Origin of the sequence: Xanthomonas sp. 1678, assembly GCF_031455575.1 — a bacterium.
Taxonomy (GTDB): Bacteria; Pseudomonadota; Gammaproteobacteria; order Xanthomonadales; family Xanthomonadaceae; genus Xanthomonas_A.
On the sequence record NZ_JAVDSZ010000006.1, the window covers coordinates 39,304 to 56,416 of the forward strand.

The 17,113-nt window shown below is 57.9% G+C and carries 17 protein-coding genes and 1 pseudogene; 5 read left to right on the plus strand and 13 right to left on the minus strand.

All coding sequences use genetic code 11. From position 1 onward, the window contains the following. Window positions 1-3 precede the first annotated feature (3 nt). Window positions 4-126: pseudogene (locus J2Y70_RS12310) on the plus strand (CysB family transcriptional regulator); the annotation flags it as partial. Window positions 127-339: 213 nt separating this feature from the next. Here the strand turns inward: J2Y70_RS12310 and J2Y70_RS12315 are convergent. The 5 genes from J2Y70_RS12315 to J2Y70_RS12335 form a co-directional block, all read right to left on the minus strand. After that, a complete protein-coding gene (locus J2Y70_RS12315) occupies window positions 340-747 on the minus strand; it encodes a DUF2251 domain-containing protein (protein ID WP_309917814.1) in 408 nt (135 codons plus the stop codon). 57 nt (window positions 748-804) lie between these two features. Continuing rightward, a complete protein-coding gene (locus J2Y70_RS12320) occupies window positions 805-3,534 on the minus strand; it encodes a hypothetical protein (RefSeq protein WP_309917817.1) in 2,730 nt (909 codons plus the stop codon). Continuing rightward, window positions 3,527-3,964, minus strand: coding sequence for a hypothetical protein (locus J2Y70_RS12325; RefSeq protein WP_309917819.1), 438 nt, complete (start codon window positions 3,962-3,964; stop codon window positions 3,527-3,529). The genes J2Y70_RS12320 and J2Y70_RS12325 overlap by 8 nt, the downstream gene beginning before the upstream one ends. Window positions 3,965-4,113: 149 nt before the next feature. Beyond that, entirely contained in the window at window positions 4,114-4,569 is a 456-nt protein-coding gene (locus tag J2Y70_RS12330) for a hypothetical protein (protein ID WP_309917822.1), read from the minus strand. A 103-nt stretch (window positions 4,570-4,672) separates the two neighbouring features. Further along, window positions 4,673-5,569, minus strand: coding sequence for a hypothetical protein (locus J2Y70_RS12335; protein ID WP_309917824.1), 897 nt, complete (start codon window positions 5,567-5,569; stop codon window positions 4,673-4,675). 544 nt (window positions 5,570-6,113) lie between these two features. On the opposite strand from J2Y70_RS12335, the gene J2Y70_RS12340 reads away from it, so the two are divergent. The 3 genes from J2Y70_RS12340 (at window position 6,114) to J2Y70_RS12350 (ending at window position 9,397) form a co-directional block, all read left to right on the plus strand. Beyond that, window positions 6,114-6,854 carry a hypothetical protein gene (locus J2Y70_RS12340; protein WP_309917827.1) on the plus strand — a complete coding sequence of 247 codons (741 nt, stop codon included), beginning with the start codon at window positions 6,114-6,116 and terminating at the stop codon, window positions 6,852-6,854. Window positions 6,855-7,175: 321 nt separating this feature from the next. After that, window positions 7,176-8,000, plus strand: coding sequence for a DUF5694 domain-containing protein (locus tag J2Y70_RS12345; protein WP_309917830.1), 825 nt, complete (start codon window positions 7,176-7,178; stop codon window positions 7,998-8,000). A gap of 257 nt (window positions 8,001-8,257) precedes the next feature. Further along, window positions 8,258-9,397, plus strand: coding sequence for a glycosyltransferase (locus J2Y70_RS12350; protein ID WP_263395343.1), 1,140 nt, complete (start codon window positions 8,258-8,260; stop codon window positions 9,395-9,397). 1,125 nt (window positions 9,398-10,522) lie between these two features. On the opposite strand, the gene J2Y70_RS12355 is transcribed toward J2Y70_RS12350, so the two are convergent. The 3 genes from J2Y70_RS12355 to J2Y70_RS12365 form a co-directional block, all read right to left on the minus strand. After that, window positions 10,523-10,771 (minus strand): SymE family type I addiction module toxin, encoded by a 249-nt coding sequence (locus J2Y70_RS12355; RefSeq protein WP_309917834.1) that lies wholly within the window; start codon window positions 10,769-10,771, stop codon window positions 10,523-10,525. 434 nt (window positions 10,772-11,205) lie between these two features. After that, window positions 11,206-11,736, minus strand: coding sequence for a DUF6438 domain-containing protein (locus tag J2Y70_RS12360; RefSeq protein ID WP_309917837.1), 531 nt, complete (start codon window positions 11,734-11,736; stop codon window positions 11,206-11,208). Between the two features lie 357 nt (window positions 11,737-12,093). Beyond that, complete coding sequence (locus tag J2Y70_RS12365) at window positions 12,094-12,417, minus strand: hypothetical protein (protein ID WP_309917840.1); 324 nt, start codon at window positions 12,415-12,417, stop codon at window positions 12,094-12,096. A gap of 162 nt (window positions 12,418-12,579) precedes the next feature. On the opposite strand from J2Y70_RS12365, the gene J2Y70_RS12370 reads away from it, so the two are divergent. Further along, a complete protein-coding gene (locus tag J2Y70_RS12370) occupies window positions 12,580-13,293 on the plus strand; it encodes a transposase (protein ID WP_309917843.1) in 714 nt (237 codons plus the stop codon). Between the two features lie 141 nt (window positions 13,294-13,434). Here J2Y70_RS12370 and J2Y70_RS12375 read toward each other — a convergent pair whose 3' ends face one another. The 5 genes from J2Y70_RS12375 to J2Y70_RS12395 form a co-directional block, all read right to left on the minus strand. Further along, the gene (locus tag J2Y70_RS12375; protein ID WP_309917846.1) at window positions 13,435-13,878 is read right to left on the minus strand and encodes an HIT family protein; all 444 of its coding nucleotides are present in this window, start codon (window positions 13,876-13,878) and stop codon (window positions 13,435-13,437) included. After that, window positions 13,878-14,711 (minus strand): macro domain-containing protein, encoded by an 834-nt coding sequence (locus tag J2Y70_RS12380; protein ID WP_309917849.1) that lies wholly within the window; start codon window positions 14,709-14,711, stop codon window positions 13,878-13,880. Before J2Y70_RS12380 ends, J2Y70_RS12375 begins: the two co-directional genes overlap by 1 nt. A 33-nt stretch (window positions 14,712-14,744) precedes the next feature. After that, entirely contained in the window at window positions 14,745-15,254 is a 510-nt protein-coding gene (locus J2Y70_RS12385) for a TIR domain-containing protein (RefSeq protein ID WP_309917851.1), read from the minus strand. Between the two features lies 1 nt (window position 15,255). After that, the gene (locus J2Y70_RS12390) at window positions 15,256-15,966 is read right to left on the minus strand and encodes a hypothetical protein (RefSeq protein ID WP_309917854.1); all 711 of its coding nucleotides are present in this window, start codon (window positions 15,964-15,966) and stop codon (window positions 15,256-15,258) included. A gap of 384 nt (window positions 15,967-16,350) precedes the next feature. Next, the gene (locus tag J2Y70_RS12395; RefSeq protein ID WP_309917857.1) at window positions 16,351-16,872 is read right to left on the minus strand and encodes a hypothetical protein; all 522 of its coding nucleotides are present in this window, start codon (window positions 16,870-16,872) and stop codon (window positions 16,351-16,353) included. Window positions 16,873-17,113: the final 241 nt, after the last annotated feature.

Below are 17,113 nucleotides of genomic sequence, written 5' to 3' on the forward strand. Positions count from 1 at the left end.
CCCATCCGCACCTACGCCGCCAACCAGCGCCGCGAGAGCCAGGGCCGGCTGACCCTGACCACCACCCACAGCCAGGCGCGCTTCGTGCTGCCGCCGGCGGTGGCGCAGATCAAGCAGGCCTATCCGTAGGTCAACGTGCACCTGCAGCAGGCGGCCGAGAGCGCGGCGCAGGGCCAAGGCCGCGACATGCACAGGCCGCGCCCGATCATCCGGGCGCGGGCTTTTCGTATGGCGATGGGCCTGGTTCGGAGGCTCGGGTGCGATGAGCGAGCTTGGCGCCGTTGTCGTGCAGCCGCCCACGATGGGTTGATCCTCGGTCGGCCGGCTACTGGAAGCGCATCACGCGAACAATTCCACGGCGGCATCGCTCCACGCATGGCCGTGCATACCCCACGGGCTGTCTTCCGCAGCCGGCGGGAACCCGGTCCGGCAGTAACCGCGCTTTGCCTCGAAATCGAATACCGCATGCGGATAGCCGTTGATCAGCAGCACCACCTTCCTGCTGTCCTGGGACCAGCCGATCTGCACTTCGGAAGGTTCTTCTTTGTCGGCGACGTCGGCCGCGTTGTAGATGTGCAGGGCGTCCTGGATGGGGTTGTCGTGCGCCGACGTGTCGAGCGCATAGAAATAGCCGGTATCGCCGTCGTCTTCGAAGACGGCAACGAAGGCGTCCTGGGGCGCTTGCGCCTCGACGACCAGGGCGGTGCCGACGATCAATTCGCTTTCGGCAGTGACGGTGATGGGCATGTTGGTTCGCGCTCGGGTGCTGGATAAAACGCGCCGCTGCTCGGCGCGGCCTGGTCGTCAGACGGTCGGTCCGCCACGACCAAGGCTGTCCTGATGTCGCTGCGTCGCGTCCTGCGCAAGCTGCTGCTCCTGCGCTCGGTTGAAGGCCAGCGATTGCTGCGACGTTTCCTGCAGCGGGGGCGCAGGTTCGTTGGTATTGACCGACACCCTGAATCCCGGCGTGGTCCCGGTCACCCACAGCGTGTCGCCCGCCATCCGCACGCCACCGATGGTGCTGGCGTCCGTCATGCCCTCCTGTTTGCTCAGCAGCATGGCGCGGGCCACGTGATCGTCCGAGACCTGTGGCGGCGTATCGCTGCGGAGTTTCGCGAAGAGCGCCTGATCGTGCGGGGGAAGTTGTCCCAGGGCCGGTGCCTGTTTGTCGGTGTGCTCGGCAGCGGCGGCCGTCGGCGAGCCGCCCGCCGGCAGGGAGGCATGCGGCTTGGGTTCCGCTGGCTTGGCCTCGCCCTTGATCGCCGGGCTCTGGCCGTCCAGCGCCGGTTGTTGCGCTTGCTTGATCTCTGCGGCGGTCGTGATGGCCTTGGGCACCATCTTGCTGTCGGACAGCAAGCCGTCGCGGCCATCGTCCATCATCGTCACGATCGCGCTGTTCGGGCCCGGACGGTCGGTCTTGGGATCGGGCTGCAGCATCAGGGAGTACGGCTTGCCGGCATCCAGGCCGTCGTGGGCGTGCGTGCGGGCGACGGCGGCCGTGGCGGCGTCGATCTCCGCGTCGGTTCGCGCGATACCGGCGGCGGCATAGGTGCCGGCCACCATGCCGCGCATCGTCGTGGCTTTCGGCAGCGTCGGATTGGCCTGCGCTTCGGCTGCCATGGCCGCGTACTCCTGCAACCCGGCCTGCTGGCTGCGGTGCACTTCGTTCAATTCGTCGCGGATGTTGCCCTGCGCCTGGTTGGTGCCGTAGATCATGCCCGGCGTCGCCCACTCGCCATTGGCGCCGCGGGTGTAGGTGTGGCCATCGGATGCCTGCAGGGAGTCCGTCTGCGCGCTGGCGTGCTTCACTGCGGCTGGCATGTCGCCGTGCTGGTGCCAGCCGAACTGGTTGTAGGCCACTTCGTAGCGGCCCGCGATCGCGGCCGGCGTGTTGGCCGCGTTCTGGGCGATGATCAGCTTCGAGGCCTGGTCCAGCTCGGCCGCGCGTTGCGGGGTGGCGATTTCGGCATGGGTGACCTTCATGCCGTGCTCGATGTATTGGTCCACGACCGTCCGCGACCAGGCGTGGGTCTGCGGGTCGCGGTTCCAGTTTCCTTCCCCGTCCAGGCTGCGGGCTTCGCCTTTGCCGGATGGGATGGAATACGGGTTCTGCGGCTGCGACAGATTCGCCAGCCCCAATTCGTAGGACGCGTTGGCGGATTTGTAGTTCAGTTGGTTGGCCAGCACGTCTCCGGCCACGTATCTGACCTTGCTGTAGGTGGCGCTTCCGCTGTCCGGCGATGCCGCGGTGGTCGTGGCCTTGATCTGCTGCGTCTCGGCCACCCGCGACCAGGTGCCTTTCGCATCGTTGGGATCGCGGCTCCATTCGTTGCCGTCCCGGTCCTTCTGGGTGAAGACGCTATCGATGTCCTTCTGCTGAGCCCATTTCTCGCCCAGGAACGCACCGCCGACGCCGCCAGCCACGCCGCCGATCGCCGACGTGACGAGCGCGCCCGGGCCGCTCGGCGAGCCGCCCGCCAGGCCATAGCCGGCACCGGCCAGGAAGCCGACGGCGATGCCGCCGCCGATACCGCCGACATTGCGGCCGATGAAATGGGTCTTGGCCGACTCCGCCCCTGTCGTATTGCCCTGCGCTTCCAGCTTCACCACTTGATGGCCGGTGGTGGAGAAGTCGTACGCCAGCGCGGCCACCGCGATCACGGTCCCGCCTTTCGCCAGCATGCCGGGACGCAGGCCCTTGGACGCCGCCACCGCTTCACCGGTGATGGCCGCTTCTCCCACCGACGCCGCAGGCGCACTGAATCCGGTGGGCGCACGGGTCAAGCCCGCGTTTGCCAGTTCGGCAGCGGGCGGGAACTTGGCGGCATCTGCGCCGAGGGTCGCGGCAACCTCCTGCGACAGCGAGACCTTGGTGACCTTCGCTCCCACATTGTCGGGCGCCACGAAAATGCCCTTGGACGCCGCCTCGATGAACTGCGCCTGCACCTTGGGCAGCACCGCATCGGCGCCGCCTTGGGCGTAGAGCGCTTTCAGTTCACTTACTGGCTGCCCGCCCAGGGTTCTGACGTTGGGGTTCTCCAGCACGGCAGGCAGTTCCACCTTGCCGAAAACCCGTTCTACGTTGGCGTTGGTGGCGACCACCTTGATGTCGCCGCGCAGCGAACCTGCGAACTCGTTGGAGGCTTCGCCCCAAAGGGAGCCTTCCAGTGAAGTGGCGCTTCGAGCAGCGGCCTTCGGGTTGCCATACAGGAAGTCTGCCACGGACTTCTCGACTTGATCGAGATCTTGTCCTTGCACCGTGAATATGCGCTCAGCTGCGTCGGCGATCGCCATTTCGACATCCTTGTTCCCAAGGAATCGTGCGCGCGCAGTATTGTTGATGATGGGCTCGCCGGTTTTACTCGCGAGTTCCTTGGCGATCACCTCGGATGACACGTCGCCGATTGGGCGACTGTAGAGAATGCCACCTTCGCCTATGGCTTTGGCAGGATACTGGCGCGCGATCGCTTGAATTTCTTCAAGAGAAGCTGCCTTCTTTATCTGCTCGATCTGTTTGGAGTAGTCGTCACTCATGGCGTACCCCGTCATCCATGACTAAGGCCCAGCCGTCCCTGAAGAAAACTTCACCCATGAAGTGGGCATTCGGATACTCGTTCAGCAGCGTGGGTCTATTCGAAAAATGTGTACCGGCAGTGATCAGTCGAACGATTAGTGTATGAACAGCGTGGATCTCCGCTGTAGTGAAGACACGGCATGCGCCTGGCATCGGCATTCCGATGTCACCGTCACGGCCATAGCCAAATGAGACGACTTCAATATTGTAGTCATTGTGGTTCGGCAGGAAGGCTCTTCTAATTTCGCCGAAGTATTCTTCGCCATCCACCTCGACGGCGAACGTCTCATGACGCTGTTCATCCATGATGCCGCGCACGCCGCCTGAAAATCTGGCGCGTCCCTCTGGGAACTGCAGCCAATCGAAAGTGGGGTGGTTGGACAAGTCCATGCTTAGTCTTCCATGTTGGGTCATCGGAAATTACAACCTTGCAAGCGGGCTTCCAGTTGCCAGGTCCGATCAGGCGATTCGCTTGGTGCCCGACCTGCGAGCTCCTACTCTACGACTCGATGATAGCTTCTGCCATCACAGCGGGGATTTCAAGAAAGACGCGATGGTTGCGAAGTGGTCTCATCACCCGTAACTAAAGCCCAGCCCTTCCTGAAGGTCACGTGGCCCATGAAGTGCGCATCCGGATATTCCCTCAGCAAAGAAGGCCTGCCCGAAAATTGAATGCCAGCAGCGATCAATTGGACTGTCAGGGACTGAATGGTGCTTGCTTGTGCTGCCGTGAAGACCCGACATGTCCTTCCCTGCATCGGCATTCCGATGTCGCCGTCGCGGCCATAGCCAAATGAGACGACCTCGATGTTGTAGTCATTGCCATTCGGCAGGAATGCATTCTGGATCTCGCCGAAGTATTCTTCGCCATCCACTTCGACGGCAAACGTCTCATGGCCCTGCTCATCCATGATGCCGCGTACGCCGCCTGAAAACCTGGCGCGCCCCTCCGGGAATTGCAGCCAATCGAAGGTGGGGTGGTCATGTAAGTCCATGCTCATCGCTCCCTGTCGGACGATCGGAAATTCTGACGTCATGCACCCATTGAAGGCAAGTAGCCTATCGGGGAAGGCCCATTGCTCAAAGCCAGACAGCTGCTCAAACGATCCTCGTCCATTCAGTTCCATCGAAAGACATAAGATCGGACTCGCCATTCGACCACATCACGTCACTGGTGGCGCTCAACTGGTAACAGGACGCTGGACGATCATCGCCGAAGTTCACAGGCTCTAATTGCGATTGTTTCAGCCGATAGACATCCGACATGGTAGAGGCGTAAAGGGTGTCGATAAACCATTCAAGATCCAAGATATCATCGGAGACTGCTATTTGATCGATGACGCTCCACATATCCTTGCGCCCTTGCAGCAGCACCCCGCGGTGGCCCGCTATGTACACCGTTCCATCAGGCGCGCACTTGATCGATGTGAGCGTCACCGCCGTTGGCGATTCGCAAGGGTGCCAGTCATGTCCGTCGAATCGCCATATCGCGCCATCCCGGCCGACTGCATAGATTTCTGTATTTGAAAAGCCATGAATCGCCTGCGCATCGAACGTTTCCGGTAGGCCATCATCGATCCGTATCCAGCGTTTGGGGCCGTCAAAGCGGTAAACCATGCCCCTCAGGCCAACCGCAAAGGCTTGTCCGTCGATCGCCGCCACGCTGCGAATACCGCCCGTTCTTGGCGCTTTGGGTGCAGGTGTGCTGTCGTCGAATATGTCGCCGGCAGTGGTGCCGCTTGCCATGATGGCTGAGTAATAGCCGGCGCCAGATACGGCAATGAGTCCTAGCTCAGGCTGAGAAACAATGGCTAACGAATGGGCGTCATAGTTGGCCTCGCCTCTGGTAAAAGTACCGTCCTTGTATCTGAACGTAATAGCATGTGGAATCTCATCGGCTTCTTTTTTAGGGTCTGCGGCATAGATATAACCAAGGCCGGGTAGACGTACTACTGCAGTGCGCATGATGAGGCCATTCAACGGTGTTTCAGGCATGTGGAGCTTCCTCGAAAATAGATCTTATAGGGCGGTGGTTCACGCTGTTGTCGCTTGCGCTGCACCGGCACGGGCGTACAGTCGCCTGCTGCGAGCCGATCTTCCCGCGGGGGCCAAGATCGCGGCCCTAGGCTCAGGCGGAGCCCTTGACCGAAGTCACGCATATCCAGGGACGTGCGGTGGGCGGTGGGCGCGCCGATCTTGATGGCGCTGCCACAGTGGAAAGCGGGCCTTCGACCTTGGCGTGGTCCAGCCTTGAGCTTGCTCGCATCGTCCATCGGCAGCGGAAGAGTTTTGTATGCCGGTCAGCGGCTTGCCGTCGAGCAGCGAGGGATCGAGCAGCTTAGCGCACCGTCGGTCATAAGCGTAGTTGAGTACACTTCAAGGCAAACGCGCCAATAGATCCGAAGCCCTAGCGATGCGCACCACTACTTACCAGCACCCCCAGAGGCCGACATTTCTTCAGGGCTGCTTCTATTGGAAAGGGCATGGGTACCACTATTCCAACTCCGCACCTGAAGGGATGGTGTCGCCAGACGGATGCTTGAGCGACAATCCCTGGATCGCGCTTGCGTCGATCATGGAGTGTGCGACGCATGGTGATTACAGTCACGTATCCCAGCTGAGAAAGTGGATAGTGGACAAGGACAACGATCCGACCCTGGTGTCGGCCTGCCTGGGTTTGATCGCCGATTCAGGGCTTGATGCGGACCTGGAGTTCCTCGCCGAACTCATGATCGACGGGCCCCGCTATCTGCGCATCGAGGCCAGCCTGGCGGCGCAATGGTCAGGGGTGCTCTGGTTGATCCCCTTCATGGTCGAAGCCTGGTGTTCGCTTGATCGGCGCGCCGACCGGGACGCCATCGAGGCGAACATATCCAACCTGCTCGATGTCCGTGAAGGCGAGCCAGCGTTCTTCGATACGGGCTTGGGCAAGGCCGACTACAGGCGGGCTGTCGAGGCGCGACTTGCCGCGTTGAGCGATACCCATGGCAGCGACCGAGTTGCAGTCCTGGCGGGCGAGCCCGTCGATATGGAGAAGCAGGTTTGGTTGATGAGAAAGGCGCTTGTTCCCAAAGCCACCGACGAGTGGATCGATTGGAGTGATTTCCTGCTCTGGCGGCGCAAGTTCGAGGTGTATTCGGGCGTCGATTGTTCGGGATTCTACGGGGAAAACGCCGAGTTCCTGCCGCGCAATGCCGCCACCATCCTGGACAAGTACATGTCCTCGCCCATGCGTTTCGATGTAGGGAAGCGCTACTTCTTTGGGAACCTGGTGCAATAGCAGGCAGCAAGCGCGCTCTGGATGCCTACTAGCGCTAGGTGCCCTGCGGTGGGCACACCTGTGCAAGTGAAGTTTGTGGCCGGGTCGCTGAGCCGCGGCGAGCGCGTGTTCTGTCGCCCTGCGGATGCGCTGTGTGCGGGATGGCAGCCGGCAAAGTGCTGAGTCCTTTGGACGTGGTAGCAGAAGCAGCAGCACAATGGCGAGTTCGTGTGTCGGCTGTTTGCCTGCCCAAGCCGGCGATCGGCAACCCTATGCCCAACGCTCAAACGAGTGCTCTAATGCCGCAGCCGCCACCGGCTTTACCGTACTGGAGCAAACACCTTGAACGCCCATCGATTTTTTGTCGCCGCGTTGTCCGCTTGCCTGACCACGTTGCCCGCGCTCGCCGCCGCCGCGACGCAGGCGCCCGTCGCGCCGGCGACTGTGATGATGCTTGGCTCGTTCCACTTCGAGAATCCGGGCCGGGACATGGTGAAGTTCAAGGTCTCCGACGTGATGTCGAAAGACAACCAGGCCTACCTTGCGGGCCTTGCCGCACGGATCGCGGCGTTTCGCCCCACCGACGTACTGGTGGAGTGCGAGCCGTCCGAGCAGGCGAACTACGACGCCGCGTTTGCCCGCTACCGCGACGGTCAGTCGACCCTGCCAGCTAACGAAGTCCACCAGATCGGCTTCCGCGTCGCCAAAGCCTCGGGGATTGCGGGAGTGACGTGCTTCGACGAGGGCCAGGTCGGCTGGGACGCCGATCCGATGTTCGATTACATCAAGGCGAACGACCCGGCCATGCAGGCGACGATGGATGCCACGTTCAAGGATCTTTCCGCGCGCGCCGATCGCGAGCAATCGACGTTGCCGCTGCACGAGCTGCTGCGCCTGACGAACGATCCCGCGCGCGACCGCGAAAACAAGAATCTCTACATCCGCACCAATGCCGTGGATGCCGGTGGCAGCTTTGCCGGTGCCGACGCTGCGGCCAGTTGGTGGCACCGCAACTTCCGCATGTATGCCAACGTGCAGAAGGCCGCCCAACCCGGCCACCGCGTGCTGGTGATTGCTGGATCCGGCCACACCGCGATCCTCAAGGACCTGCTGGCGATCGACATGCAGCGCACTGCCGAGGACGTGAGCGGGTATCTGGCGCCGTAAGTCGACCTGGCGTTAAGGGCAATGGTGGGGCTCGACAGTGGGGCCAGAGGAATATGTGCTTGAAACTGATATTTCCTCTGGCCGTTGTTGGCGATCCTCATCGGTGTGGTAACCGTGAAGATCGCGCCATGCGCGCGTTTTGCAGACCAACGCCGCTGCACGATGTTGATTGCCAAGAACTAAAGCTGGGGAAACCTCAAAATCTGCGCCCTGTTTTCCCAATTTAATCCCCCGACGCCAACCACCGACCTCCAGCCATGACCAAAGTTCTGATCCTCAGTGTAAGCGCCGGCAATGGCCACGTGCGCGCAGCGCAGGCGCTCGCTGCCGCCGCACACTCTCTCGCTCCCTCGTGCACGGCTGTACATATCGACGCCATGGCCAATGTGTCAGGGGCGTTCCGCAGTGTCTACGCCGATTGGTACATCCAGCTCGTGAATCGCGCGCCCGAACTCTGGTCGTATCTGCATCAGCGCAGCGACGTCACGCCGCACCACGCGGCGTCGCAGCGCTTGCGCCGCGGCATCGAGCGACTGAGCACCGGCGCGCTGCTGCGCGAGATTCGAAACGCGAAGCCCGATGCCGTGATCTGCACCCATTTCCTGCCGGCCGAGTTGCTGATGCGCGAACGCAGGAACGGTCGCCTCGACTACCCCGTCTGGTTGCAGATCACCGACTACGACCTGCACAACATGTGGCTCGTTCCCGAGATGACCGGCTACCTGGCGGCGAACGAAGAGGTCGCGTTCCGGCTTCGCGCACGCGGCATTCCGGCCGACCGTGTGCACGTCACAGGAATTCCGGTGATGCCGGCATTCTCGAAGCCCGACGCCCCTGCGCTGGAGCGCGACGCTTGCGCGGCCGCCCTGGGGCTGGAGCCATCGCATGCCACGCTTTTGATGGCGTCAGGCGGCGCTGGCGTTGGCGATCTTGCGAGCATGGTCGAACGTGCATTGGGCATGGCAAGCGATTTCCAGGTAATCGCCGTGGCGGGCCGCAATGCCGAAACGCACGCCAGACTGGCGGCGCTGGCGCTTCGCCATCCGGGCCGGATGATTGCGGTGGGCTTCACCGACGAGATGCACAAGCTCATGGCCGCTGCCGATCTGGTCGTCACCAAGCCCGGCGGCCTCACCGTGTCCGAATGCCTGGCGCTGGGCAAGCCGATGCTGCTGATCTCGCCGATCCCTGGCCAAGAAGAACACAACGCAGGCTTCCTGATGGAAGAAGGCGCGGCATGGCTGGCCTACGATGACATTGGCCTCGACTACAAGATCGAACGGTTGATGGCCGATCGGCCGAAATTGCGAACCATGGCCGCGTGCAGCCTTGCGCTCGGCAAGCCCCAGGCCGCAGCGACGGTGCTTCAACGTGTGCTGCAGAGCGTGCCCGCATGATGCGGGCTGCAGATAGAGCGCCCATCCGCCGCACACTGGTCTACCTGGCCTCCGAGGGGGCTGCCATCCCAAGAGAGTTCATCGACACTGGTTGTATCTCAGCCTAGCCGTTGAACCGCCGTATGCCCTCTAGCGCCTGAGTTAAGCCGGCCTGCGAAGCGGGTTCGGCTTGACTGAATTGTTAGGCAGCAGCAGCCCGAAAGCGCCGAGCTGCCCGCTCGAATGCAAACGCCAAACCTGGTTGAAGGTATGGCTTGCTCTCCGCAAACAGCCAAGATGCCAGCAGGTCAGGGGCAAAATCCGGCTCGCCACGTGATGTCAGAGAGAATAGCTGCCTGTGAACGCGATGTTGTATCTCATTGAGGTCGCGGAGCAACCTGGGGTTGGTGACGCCAGGGCCTTGGAACTCGTATGAGGAACGTCCAAGGATGGTGAGTTCGTGACCCAATAGCGTAAGGAATTGGGCTTGCTCTGCAGGCGAGAGGTTCGAAAGAAGCTTTTCACAGGCTTGCTGGGTCATTGCCGATTCTGCCTAACTACTGTTCGACGAAAAAATGTGTGTAAAACGGGCGTGTAATACTTCAACGAATTGTCAGGCACCAAATCCACCCACGAGAGGAGCGGGGAATGGGCCACGGTAGTCGGTGCCCGCAACGGGCTCAGCACGCCACCCGACGAAACCGCTAAGTGCCACGTGCTGAAGTTGAGCGACACATCCTAGGATGGTGCCAGGCTCGTCTGTGTCGTACAGAAACACCAGCATTCGGTCATGGGCATCGATGGCAGCCAGCTTGTCCCGATCCAGTGCGTAGTAGCTCCTGTCTCCGTTGCCCGCCCAGCCACAGGCATTGAAGTCGCACCAGACGAATGGCATTTGCTGGGTTGGTAACTGACCTTCCATTTAGGGCCTACTATTTGACGATAAAATGGTGTGAATCCAGCGGGTCGGGTTCACTTAGGAAATCCACCTGACCCCGTTTCTGCAGTAGCGATGCCAGATCATGCAATCTTAGAGATTGCAGAGCGCATCGTGTGTAGCCTGGCGCCGCCTCTCTAAAAGCCGCGGCATATGCTGGGAGGGTATGTGGCCACACACAACGGGTGCCTCGGCGGGCGGCGGGCGATTCAATCCTTGCCGGCTGCCGTGACCACCAATTGGCCATCGCGCACTGTGATGCGCAGCGTGCTGCCGATGGTGAAGCCCAGTTCCTCCATCCAGCGGCCGCCCAGGCGCAGCGCCGGCGTGCGCTTGCCGTTGACGGAGTGGCCGCAGCCGACGGTGCACTGCTGCGGCGGGCGTGGGCGGCGGGGTGCGCGCGATGCGCGGGCACGATCGGCGGCCTCGGCGGCGGCGACCTGTTCGGGCGTCAGCATGGGGATGAGCGCCGATTCGGCGATCGTCCACTGTGGGCAGTGGCGATGCTTGTGCGACTTGCGCTTGCGGGGAGCGGCGGGGCGGGATGACGGTTGGCGCATGGCACAGCCTCCTTGGCAGACAGGAACCCGCGCCGAACGGCGACGGGATGTCGGGAGGTTAGAAACCGCAGAGAGCCGGCGGGCTTATTTCCCCGAAGGGTGTTGTATTCACCGCCCTCCCGACGCAGACAGCGCGTCGGAGTGTGCCTGCGAACAGGCACAAAAAACCCACCGGTTTGACGGAGGTGGGTGCCGCTACGTGAGGAGTTTCTACGCTCCTTGGAGGAATGGTGCTATTGGATTTTGGGGATGTCAACTGGTTTGGGCTGTAAAGCGAAGATTGGCTTTCAAGTAGCCTGACTCCGTTGTACTACTCCGAATCCCTGTCTCGTCTATTTTTCTAGGCCAATCCACTTAGAGGTGCCGGCGACGTCATCGATGATCTTAGACAGTAGATCGATTTTCGGGGCGAGAATGAAGCCGCGGCATCCGTAATAATACGACACATGTTTTTTGCCTTTTTTCCCCGTTACTGTGATGTCTACTGTTGGATTGTCCGTCCACACAGATTTGCAGCCGTCTTCTTTGTATATATATTGGCCTTTCCAAGTTGAAAATTGAAGTCGATCGATCGAGCTAACAAGGTAGTCGTAATCGGATTTGGCGACGAAACTTTTGGACTTGCCTGGAATTAGGACGTGCTGATCGCCATTGAATTCAACAGTGCCATCCGCTTTGATGGTAACTGTGTAGACAGGGCATGTTCCATAACAGGCTGAGCGATGCATGGTGACTGATGTAACTTCTTCTTGAGTCACTGGCGCAGAATTTTGATATGTAGGAGGCTGTGCTGTTGTCTTGGAACAGGCGGCAAGTAGTGAGAAGGCTGCAATTAAAGTGAATATTGTGCTTGAGAGCTTCATAAGTCTGATCGCTGAAGTAAGCAGGCCCGCGAAGCGGTTCGGCTTAAACAAATTTAGGCCTCACTCCGCGATATGCGATGAAAGAACCTCCTGTACGGTGGACGATACTACGCCTTGACGTGAAATCGTGTCCAGAAGGCTGCGGGATAGCGTGTAATCGCCCTGAAAAAACAAAAACGGGGGTCAGAGTGCACTTCTCTGCCAAGTTCACGAGGCTGCCAGATGGGATGGTTTGTTTGGATGCGCAATGCTGTTCCTGACCGCAGAGCGAACGATCTCACATGCCACGCCACCCCCGGCTGGATCTCCCAGTTGTTGCCCAGCGTCCTGGAGGAAAGTAAATCCTGTGCCTTGCTTTCACTTGATGAGTTGGAACGCGCATTTGGTTCCATCTGCATCAAGTGCATGTAGGAGCGCAGAGTTTGCCGACGCTGCATACTCGCTTGTTTGTTTAGCTGTTGGCGGAGTGGAGTGTTGATGGGTGTCGTAGATCGGATGCACCGGAATTGTGAAATTTCCGCACTTCACTGTCGTGCCGAAGTAACTGCCGTAGATTTTCCCGATGCCCCAGATGGTGTGAACCGTCCAGCCGTTGTACCAAGACAGGAATTCTCTATGCTCCTGAGCAGAGGCAGGCATGGATGAGATTAATAAGAGAGCCGCTAGCAGCAGAGCTTTCATGAGTCCTAACATTTGACTTGAGGGCGTGCCGAAGAAAGCTGGGGTCAGAGCGAAGAAAGCGGGTCAGAGTGCACTTTCCCTACACAGGCTCTCGATGTTACCCGATGGGGCGGCTCGTTTGGATGCGCGACGCTGATCCCGCCTCAGAGCGAAGGATCGCACATGCCACGCCGTCCCCGACTGGATCTACCCGGTGTCGCTCAGCATGTCGTGCAGCGGGGTAATGACCGGCAGCCATGTTTCTTTACCGACATCGACCGTATACGCTACCTGCAAGATCTGCACGAGCTATCGTTCAAGCTTGGGATCGCCGTACATGCTTATGTGTTGATGACCAACCATGTGCACTTGCTGCTCACCAGTCAGCAGACCGGTGCGGCGTCAACGCTGATGCAGTCGCTTGGACGCCGCTATGTGCGCTATATCAACACTCAATACCGTCGCACCGGCACCCTCTGGGAAGGCCGCTACAAATCGTGCCCCGTACAGGAGGAGATCTACTTGCTCCGCTGCTACCGCTACATTGAACTCAACCCGGTACGGGCTGGAATGGTTGCCGATCCGGCGGACTATCGTTGGTCGAGCCATTCCTGCAACGGACTCGGTCAAGCCAATGCGCTGGTGCAACCGCATGGGGGCTATCTAGCCATTGCCCCGGTCGCCGACCGCGTACACCACTATCGTCGCTTCGTTCTGGATGCCATCGACCCGGACGAGACAGCTGGCATCCGTCTCAATCTGCAGCGCCAACACGCGCTGGGCAACGACCGCTTCTGTGCGGCCATCGAGCGCCAGCTTGGCCGTCGTGTCGGGCCCGCTGCGCGAATGGGTAGGCCGCCGAAGGCCCGGGTGACAGGAGAGGAAAGTGCACTCTGACCCCTGTTTTCGTTTTCCGTTGAGTTGGATGCTTCATGCGGGCCTGATGCTTGCGAAGCGCTGTGTCTTGGCTCGGATCGTGTAACGAGTTGGGTTCACTTAGGAAGTCAACCTGACCCCGCTTCTGGCATAGCACTGACTTCACCCCATATTGCTGTTCCGGAGCCTCGTAGCGATTTCATCCGTTTCGGCCACCGAGATCTCCCTCACCTTCCCCCACTCTGTGCCCCCCTCATCAAGCGTTCCAGCAACGTGGAAATGAAGGTGGCTAATGGCTTGGTTCGCGTCCTTCCCGTTGTTCTGCCAAACCGCGATACCAGGCCTCTCATATGCTTTGTCAATAAGACGAGCTGCATCCCGAACAGCGGTCATCAACGCGAGGCTCTCACTGTCTCGCAGCTCCAATAGCGTTGGTCGATGGGCAATCGGAATGACCAGCAGATGTGGGACGCCTCTTTGTTCGCGCGTCACCAGCGTTGCGGTGAAGTCATCTCGCCCCAAGATCGTGTAGGGACGATCTCCCCTGAGATATGCACAGAAGGCACACGCGCCGTCGTCAGGAAGCTCAATGCTGGTCTCGCCCATTACGAGTTCCTCAGAGAAGACAAGAAGGCTTGCAACTCCAATCGGTCCAGTTGTTTAAATTCCTCATCAGGAACGACTATAGTAAGCTCATCGGATACTTTTTCCTTTCTTGAACAAAACATATAGGAAAGAATGATGAGCCTAATTGAGTCCTGTGCTGGAAGCACGCCTGAAATTCTCGAGAGCCCTCCACCCCAGGGCGAAATAGATACAGGCTGACCATTTCCCTTCGTTGTAACCTCAGCCCACAAGTCGAATAGGCTCTTTGTCAGTGTTTCGATCTGCGAACTCGCTTTATTGTCCTTGTCCATATCAGCGTATGCTGACAGATAGATTTTCTTCCCGCCCTGCCTGACCGTTAAAGTGGTCCCTATTTCATATTTCTCTTTCTTCCCTTCCTTTTCAATATGGGAGACTGGAACCTTAGCCACCAGAGCCTCACCGATCTGTTTATCCAGCTCTTTCCATGAGCCTTCATAAAGCTTGTCGATGGCTTGACCCAAAAGGCTTTTGCGCTCAATGATATGTGGAGTTTCAGTATCGAACGTGTTGCAGACGCCGATGACTATACTTCCACTTTGGCTGAAAATATCACCCTTGATTATTTTTATCTTGGTTTTTGGGGAGGAGTATTCAGCCTGGATTGGATTTGGCCAATTCAAATACAGGCCGACTGCTAGTGATAAAAGGAGTGTGGCTACAAACGATATGCCGTCAAGTAGCTCAGCCCGTGCGGGAAAGAATAGCACCATTATTCTAATGGCAGCAACAATTGTGCCCAATACAGCGAACGACTTTATAATATAGTTCTTCCAGAAGCGTCGCGTCTTCATGTCTTGGCGCAGCTCTCCCATTATTAATTACCCCTACAGGCCAAGATTTGTATAAATTGCTGACTCATAGTAGTGCGGGCCTTGACCTTTTTTAGATGGGTAGAAATCGACGTAATTATCCAAAGCAAATTTTATGATTTTCATCTGGAACGACACCGACATGGTGTAATAGTTGGCGTCCAAGAGCGGCTTGGGAATGAATTGAGTGGCGATATTTCGAGATTGGTTCAAATTTGCAACCACAACCGGGAGATCGAACTCTTTTATGACTTCAATCTCGTGTGCGAGGAATGATTTACCGTCGCCACCCTTTGTTTTTGCGTGATCGCTACCAAGCAACACAACCTGCTTCGCATTTTTCAGGCGCTCTCTCAGGTTTCGCTTGATGGTCTCTGGTTTACTTGTGTCCCTAGCCTCAAAAAGATCGTGCGCGTCATAGAAATTGAAGTCAATCTTATCATTGTCTCTCCATGCCTCCATCAAACGATAGGACCTGATGTCTTCACTTGCGAAGGCGATATAAGTTTTATTTCGATAGCTCATTTCAAAATCCATTTTTCAGAAGGGGGTACTTTCTGTTCGGTATTTGCTCATAGAGGGCATCAAGCGGATTGTCCCGAGGAGGGGCACTGTTTTTAATTGACCAGACAAGCAGTTGCATCTCGCTTATTCGCGACAGATGCGCCACATCCAATTCATGGATCAATGGAATTGATCCGTCCGACTCATTTGACACCGAGTCCATGGCTGCGAACTCTACGATCCTCCGGGAAGTGGGCAATTGCCTCTTCTGGATCGTCTTTGAAATGGCTATCTCTGCATAAATCCAGGGCGATGAAGTCTTAGCTTCGTTGATCGTCTTCCCCGGCGTAATAGATGCAGGTGTATTTAAGAAGAACAAGCATTCACAGCGGTCAATCATTTCTGTGATTGCCATCGCCAACATCATGTGCACATGGCTCGTCGAAAGGTTTCTCTTCTCGTAATCATAGCTCGTGCCATTTTTGTGTATACAATATTTATCATCGATTTTTTTTAGCAGCGCATCTGCGCTACTCCACACCGTCGAGTCAATAAATGAATTTAGGCCGAAATTTTCCTCGAGCCAGCCTGCCAGCCGAAGTGCTTTGGCCTCGTCATTGTGAGAGTGAGATATAAAGACGTCAGCTTTGATGGCGGGGAACCAAGCCTTGCTGAGTGCTTTTGCGTCCAAAATTCCGTCTTCCGTGAGGTAAGCATCCAGAGTGCTTCTCACGACTGAGCTTTGGTGATCGTGGATCGCGCGCCCACGCATGCTACTCGAAGACCCAAAGGACTCGGAAAGACCTTCAATCTGAAAACCTCTATGCATCGTTCCCCCTGTGGAACTTGGTTGCGCCGTTGCAACAGCTTGCTTTTCCAAATCTTAGCTGAACGATCTTCGAGCAGTGATGGATTCCCTACCCTAGGGTCTCTCATCAATTGCTCAGATAGGCGATGCTTATCGCCCTTCCTGCATCTCCCTGCAATGGCACGTCGCTACGCCCCGCGAGACGATCAATGGGATCGCATCCGCGATCTACTTCCCGACTGAGCCTTTGCTGGAACGAAGTAATTTTGGCTTGAACAGTTTTTTAGGTGTTGTTTGAAGTGGCAATAGCTATTTTGATTGCATAATCTGCAGCTGCTGGACTCGCGACTTTTCAGTATCTGCCTCGCTTTTCGCTTTGTTGGCCTGCGCCACTGCAATCTCTGTTACCTGTTTGAAAACATCTTGGAACAATGCTTTGACATCCGATGGGGGTATGGCCCCATTTATGTTTGCTTCGCAAATTCGAAACAGTGCCTCTCTTGCAAGAAGCACTACATTATCTCGGCCTGCAAGTGCCATCGCCGTTGCTTTGAGCGCTGCTTCAACGCCAGTTGCAGAAGTCTCTCCGGGAAACTTAAAGTCGCCCTTTAGGGTGTTAATAAAAGACATTCCCACGTCCGGCCCGGGTTCCGCGCAGGTTTTTATCTTGGAATCTTCGGGAACAATTATCGCGCCTCTTCGTGAGGCATCGTAACTCATCCAGTAACTCTGGCCTGCCTTAAGCTCTTTTCTGGATGATGGTGCGTGAAAGTTTGCGCAGCCCGAAACGAGAATGGTGATCACAACGGTGGCTAGCTTTACAAGCTTCATGCTTTCTCTCCCAGGTTATTAACTTGGTTCCATGCAAGATCTGACTACTATTTGTGAAAAATAATTTGTAAAGCAGGTGTGTAGCGCGCCGATATCACTACCTTTCGGAACAGCGCGCATCCCAAGTTCGATCTTCGCCAGCGCGCTGTCGCATAATCCCTGCGCCTAACCCCGTGTCCATTCCCCAGTGCATCCCCGCACAAGGCCGACGCTATCACTTGTTGACGGCCGTCACAAGTTA

Coding starts and splice junctions, on each gene's coding strand:
- J2Y70_RS12315 (WP_309917814.1), bottom strand. CDS start 747: ATGCCCATCACCGTCACTGCCGAAAGCGAATTGATCGTCGGCACCGCC.
- J2Y70_RS12320 (WP_309917817.1), bottom strand. CDS start 3,534: ATGAGTGACGACTACTCCAAACAGATCGAGCAGATAAAGAAGGCAGCT.
- J2Y70_RS12325 (WP_309917819.1), bottom strand. CDS start 3,964: ATGGACTTGTCCAACCACCCCACTTTCGATTGGCTGCAGTTCCCAGAG.
- J2Y70_RS12330 (WP_309917822.1), bottom strand. CDS start 4,569: ATGGACTTACATGACCACCCCACCTTCGATTGGCTGCAATTCCCGGAG.
- J2Y70_RS12335 (WP_309917824.1), bottom strand. CDS start 5,569: ATGCCTGAAACACCGTTGAATGGCCTCATCATGCGCACTGCAGTAGTA.
- J2Y70_RS12350 (WP_263395343.1), top strand. CDS start 8,258: ATGACCAAAGTTCTGATCCTCAGTGTAAGCGCCGGCAATGGCCACGTG.
- J2Y70_RS12355 (WP_309917834.1), bottom strand. CDS start 10,771: ATGCTGACGCCCGAACAGGTCGCCGCCGCCGAGGCCGCCGATCGTGCC.
- J2Y70_RS12360 (WP_309917837.1), bottom strand. CDS start 11,736: ATGAAGCTCTCAAGCACAATATTCACTTTAATTGCAGCCTTCTCACTA.
- J2Y70_RS12365 (WP_309917840.1), bottom strand. CDS start 12,417: ATGAAAGCTCTGCTGCTAGCGGCTCTCTTATTAATCTCATCCATGCCT.
- J2Y70_RS12370 (WP_309917843.1), top strand. CDS start 12,580: ATGCCACGCCGTCCCCGACTGGATCTACCCGGTGTCGCTCAGCATGTC.
- J2Y70_RS12375 (WP_309917846.1), bottom strand. CDS start 13,878: ATGGGCGAGACCAGCATTGAGCTTCCTGACGACGGCGCGTGTGCCTTC.
- J2Y70_RS12380 (WP_309917849.1), bottom strand. CDS start 14,711: ATGAAGACGCGACGCTTCTGGAAGAACTATATTATAAAGTCGTTCGCT.
- J2Y70_RS12385 (WP_309917851.1), bottom strand. CDS start 15,254: ATGAGCTATCGAAATAAAACTTATATCGCCTTCGCAAGTGAAGACATC.
- J2Y70_RS12395 (WP_309917857.1), bottom strand. CDS start 16,872: ATGAAGCTTGTAAAGCTAGCCACCGTTGTGATCACCATTCTCGTTTCG.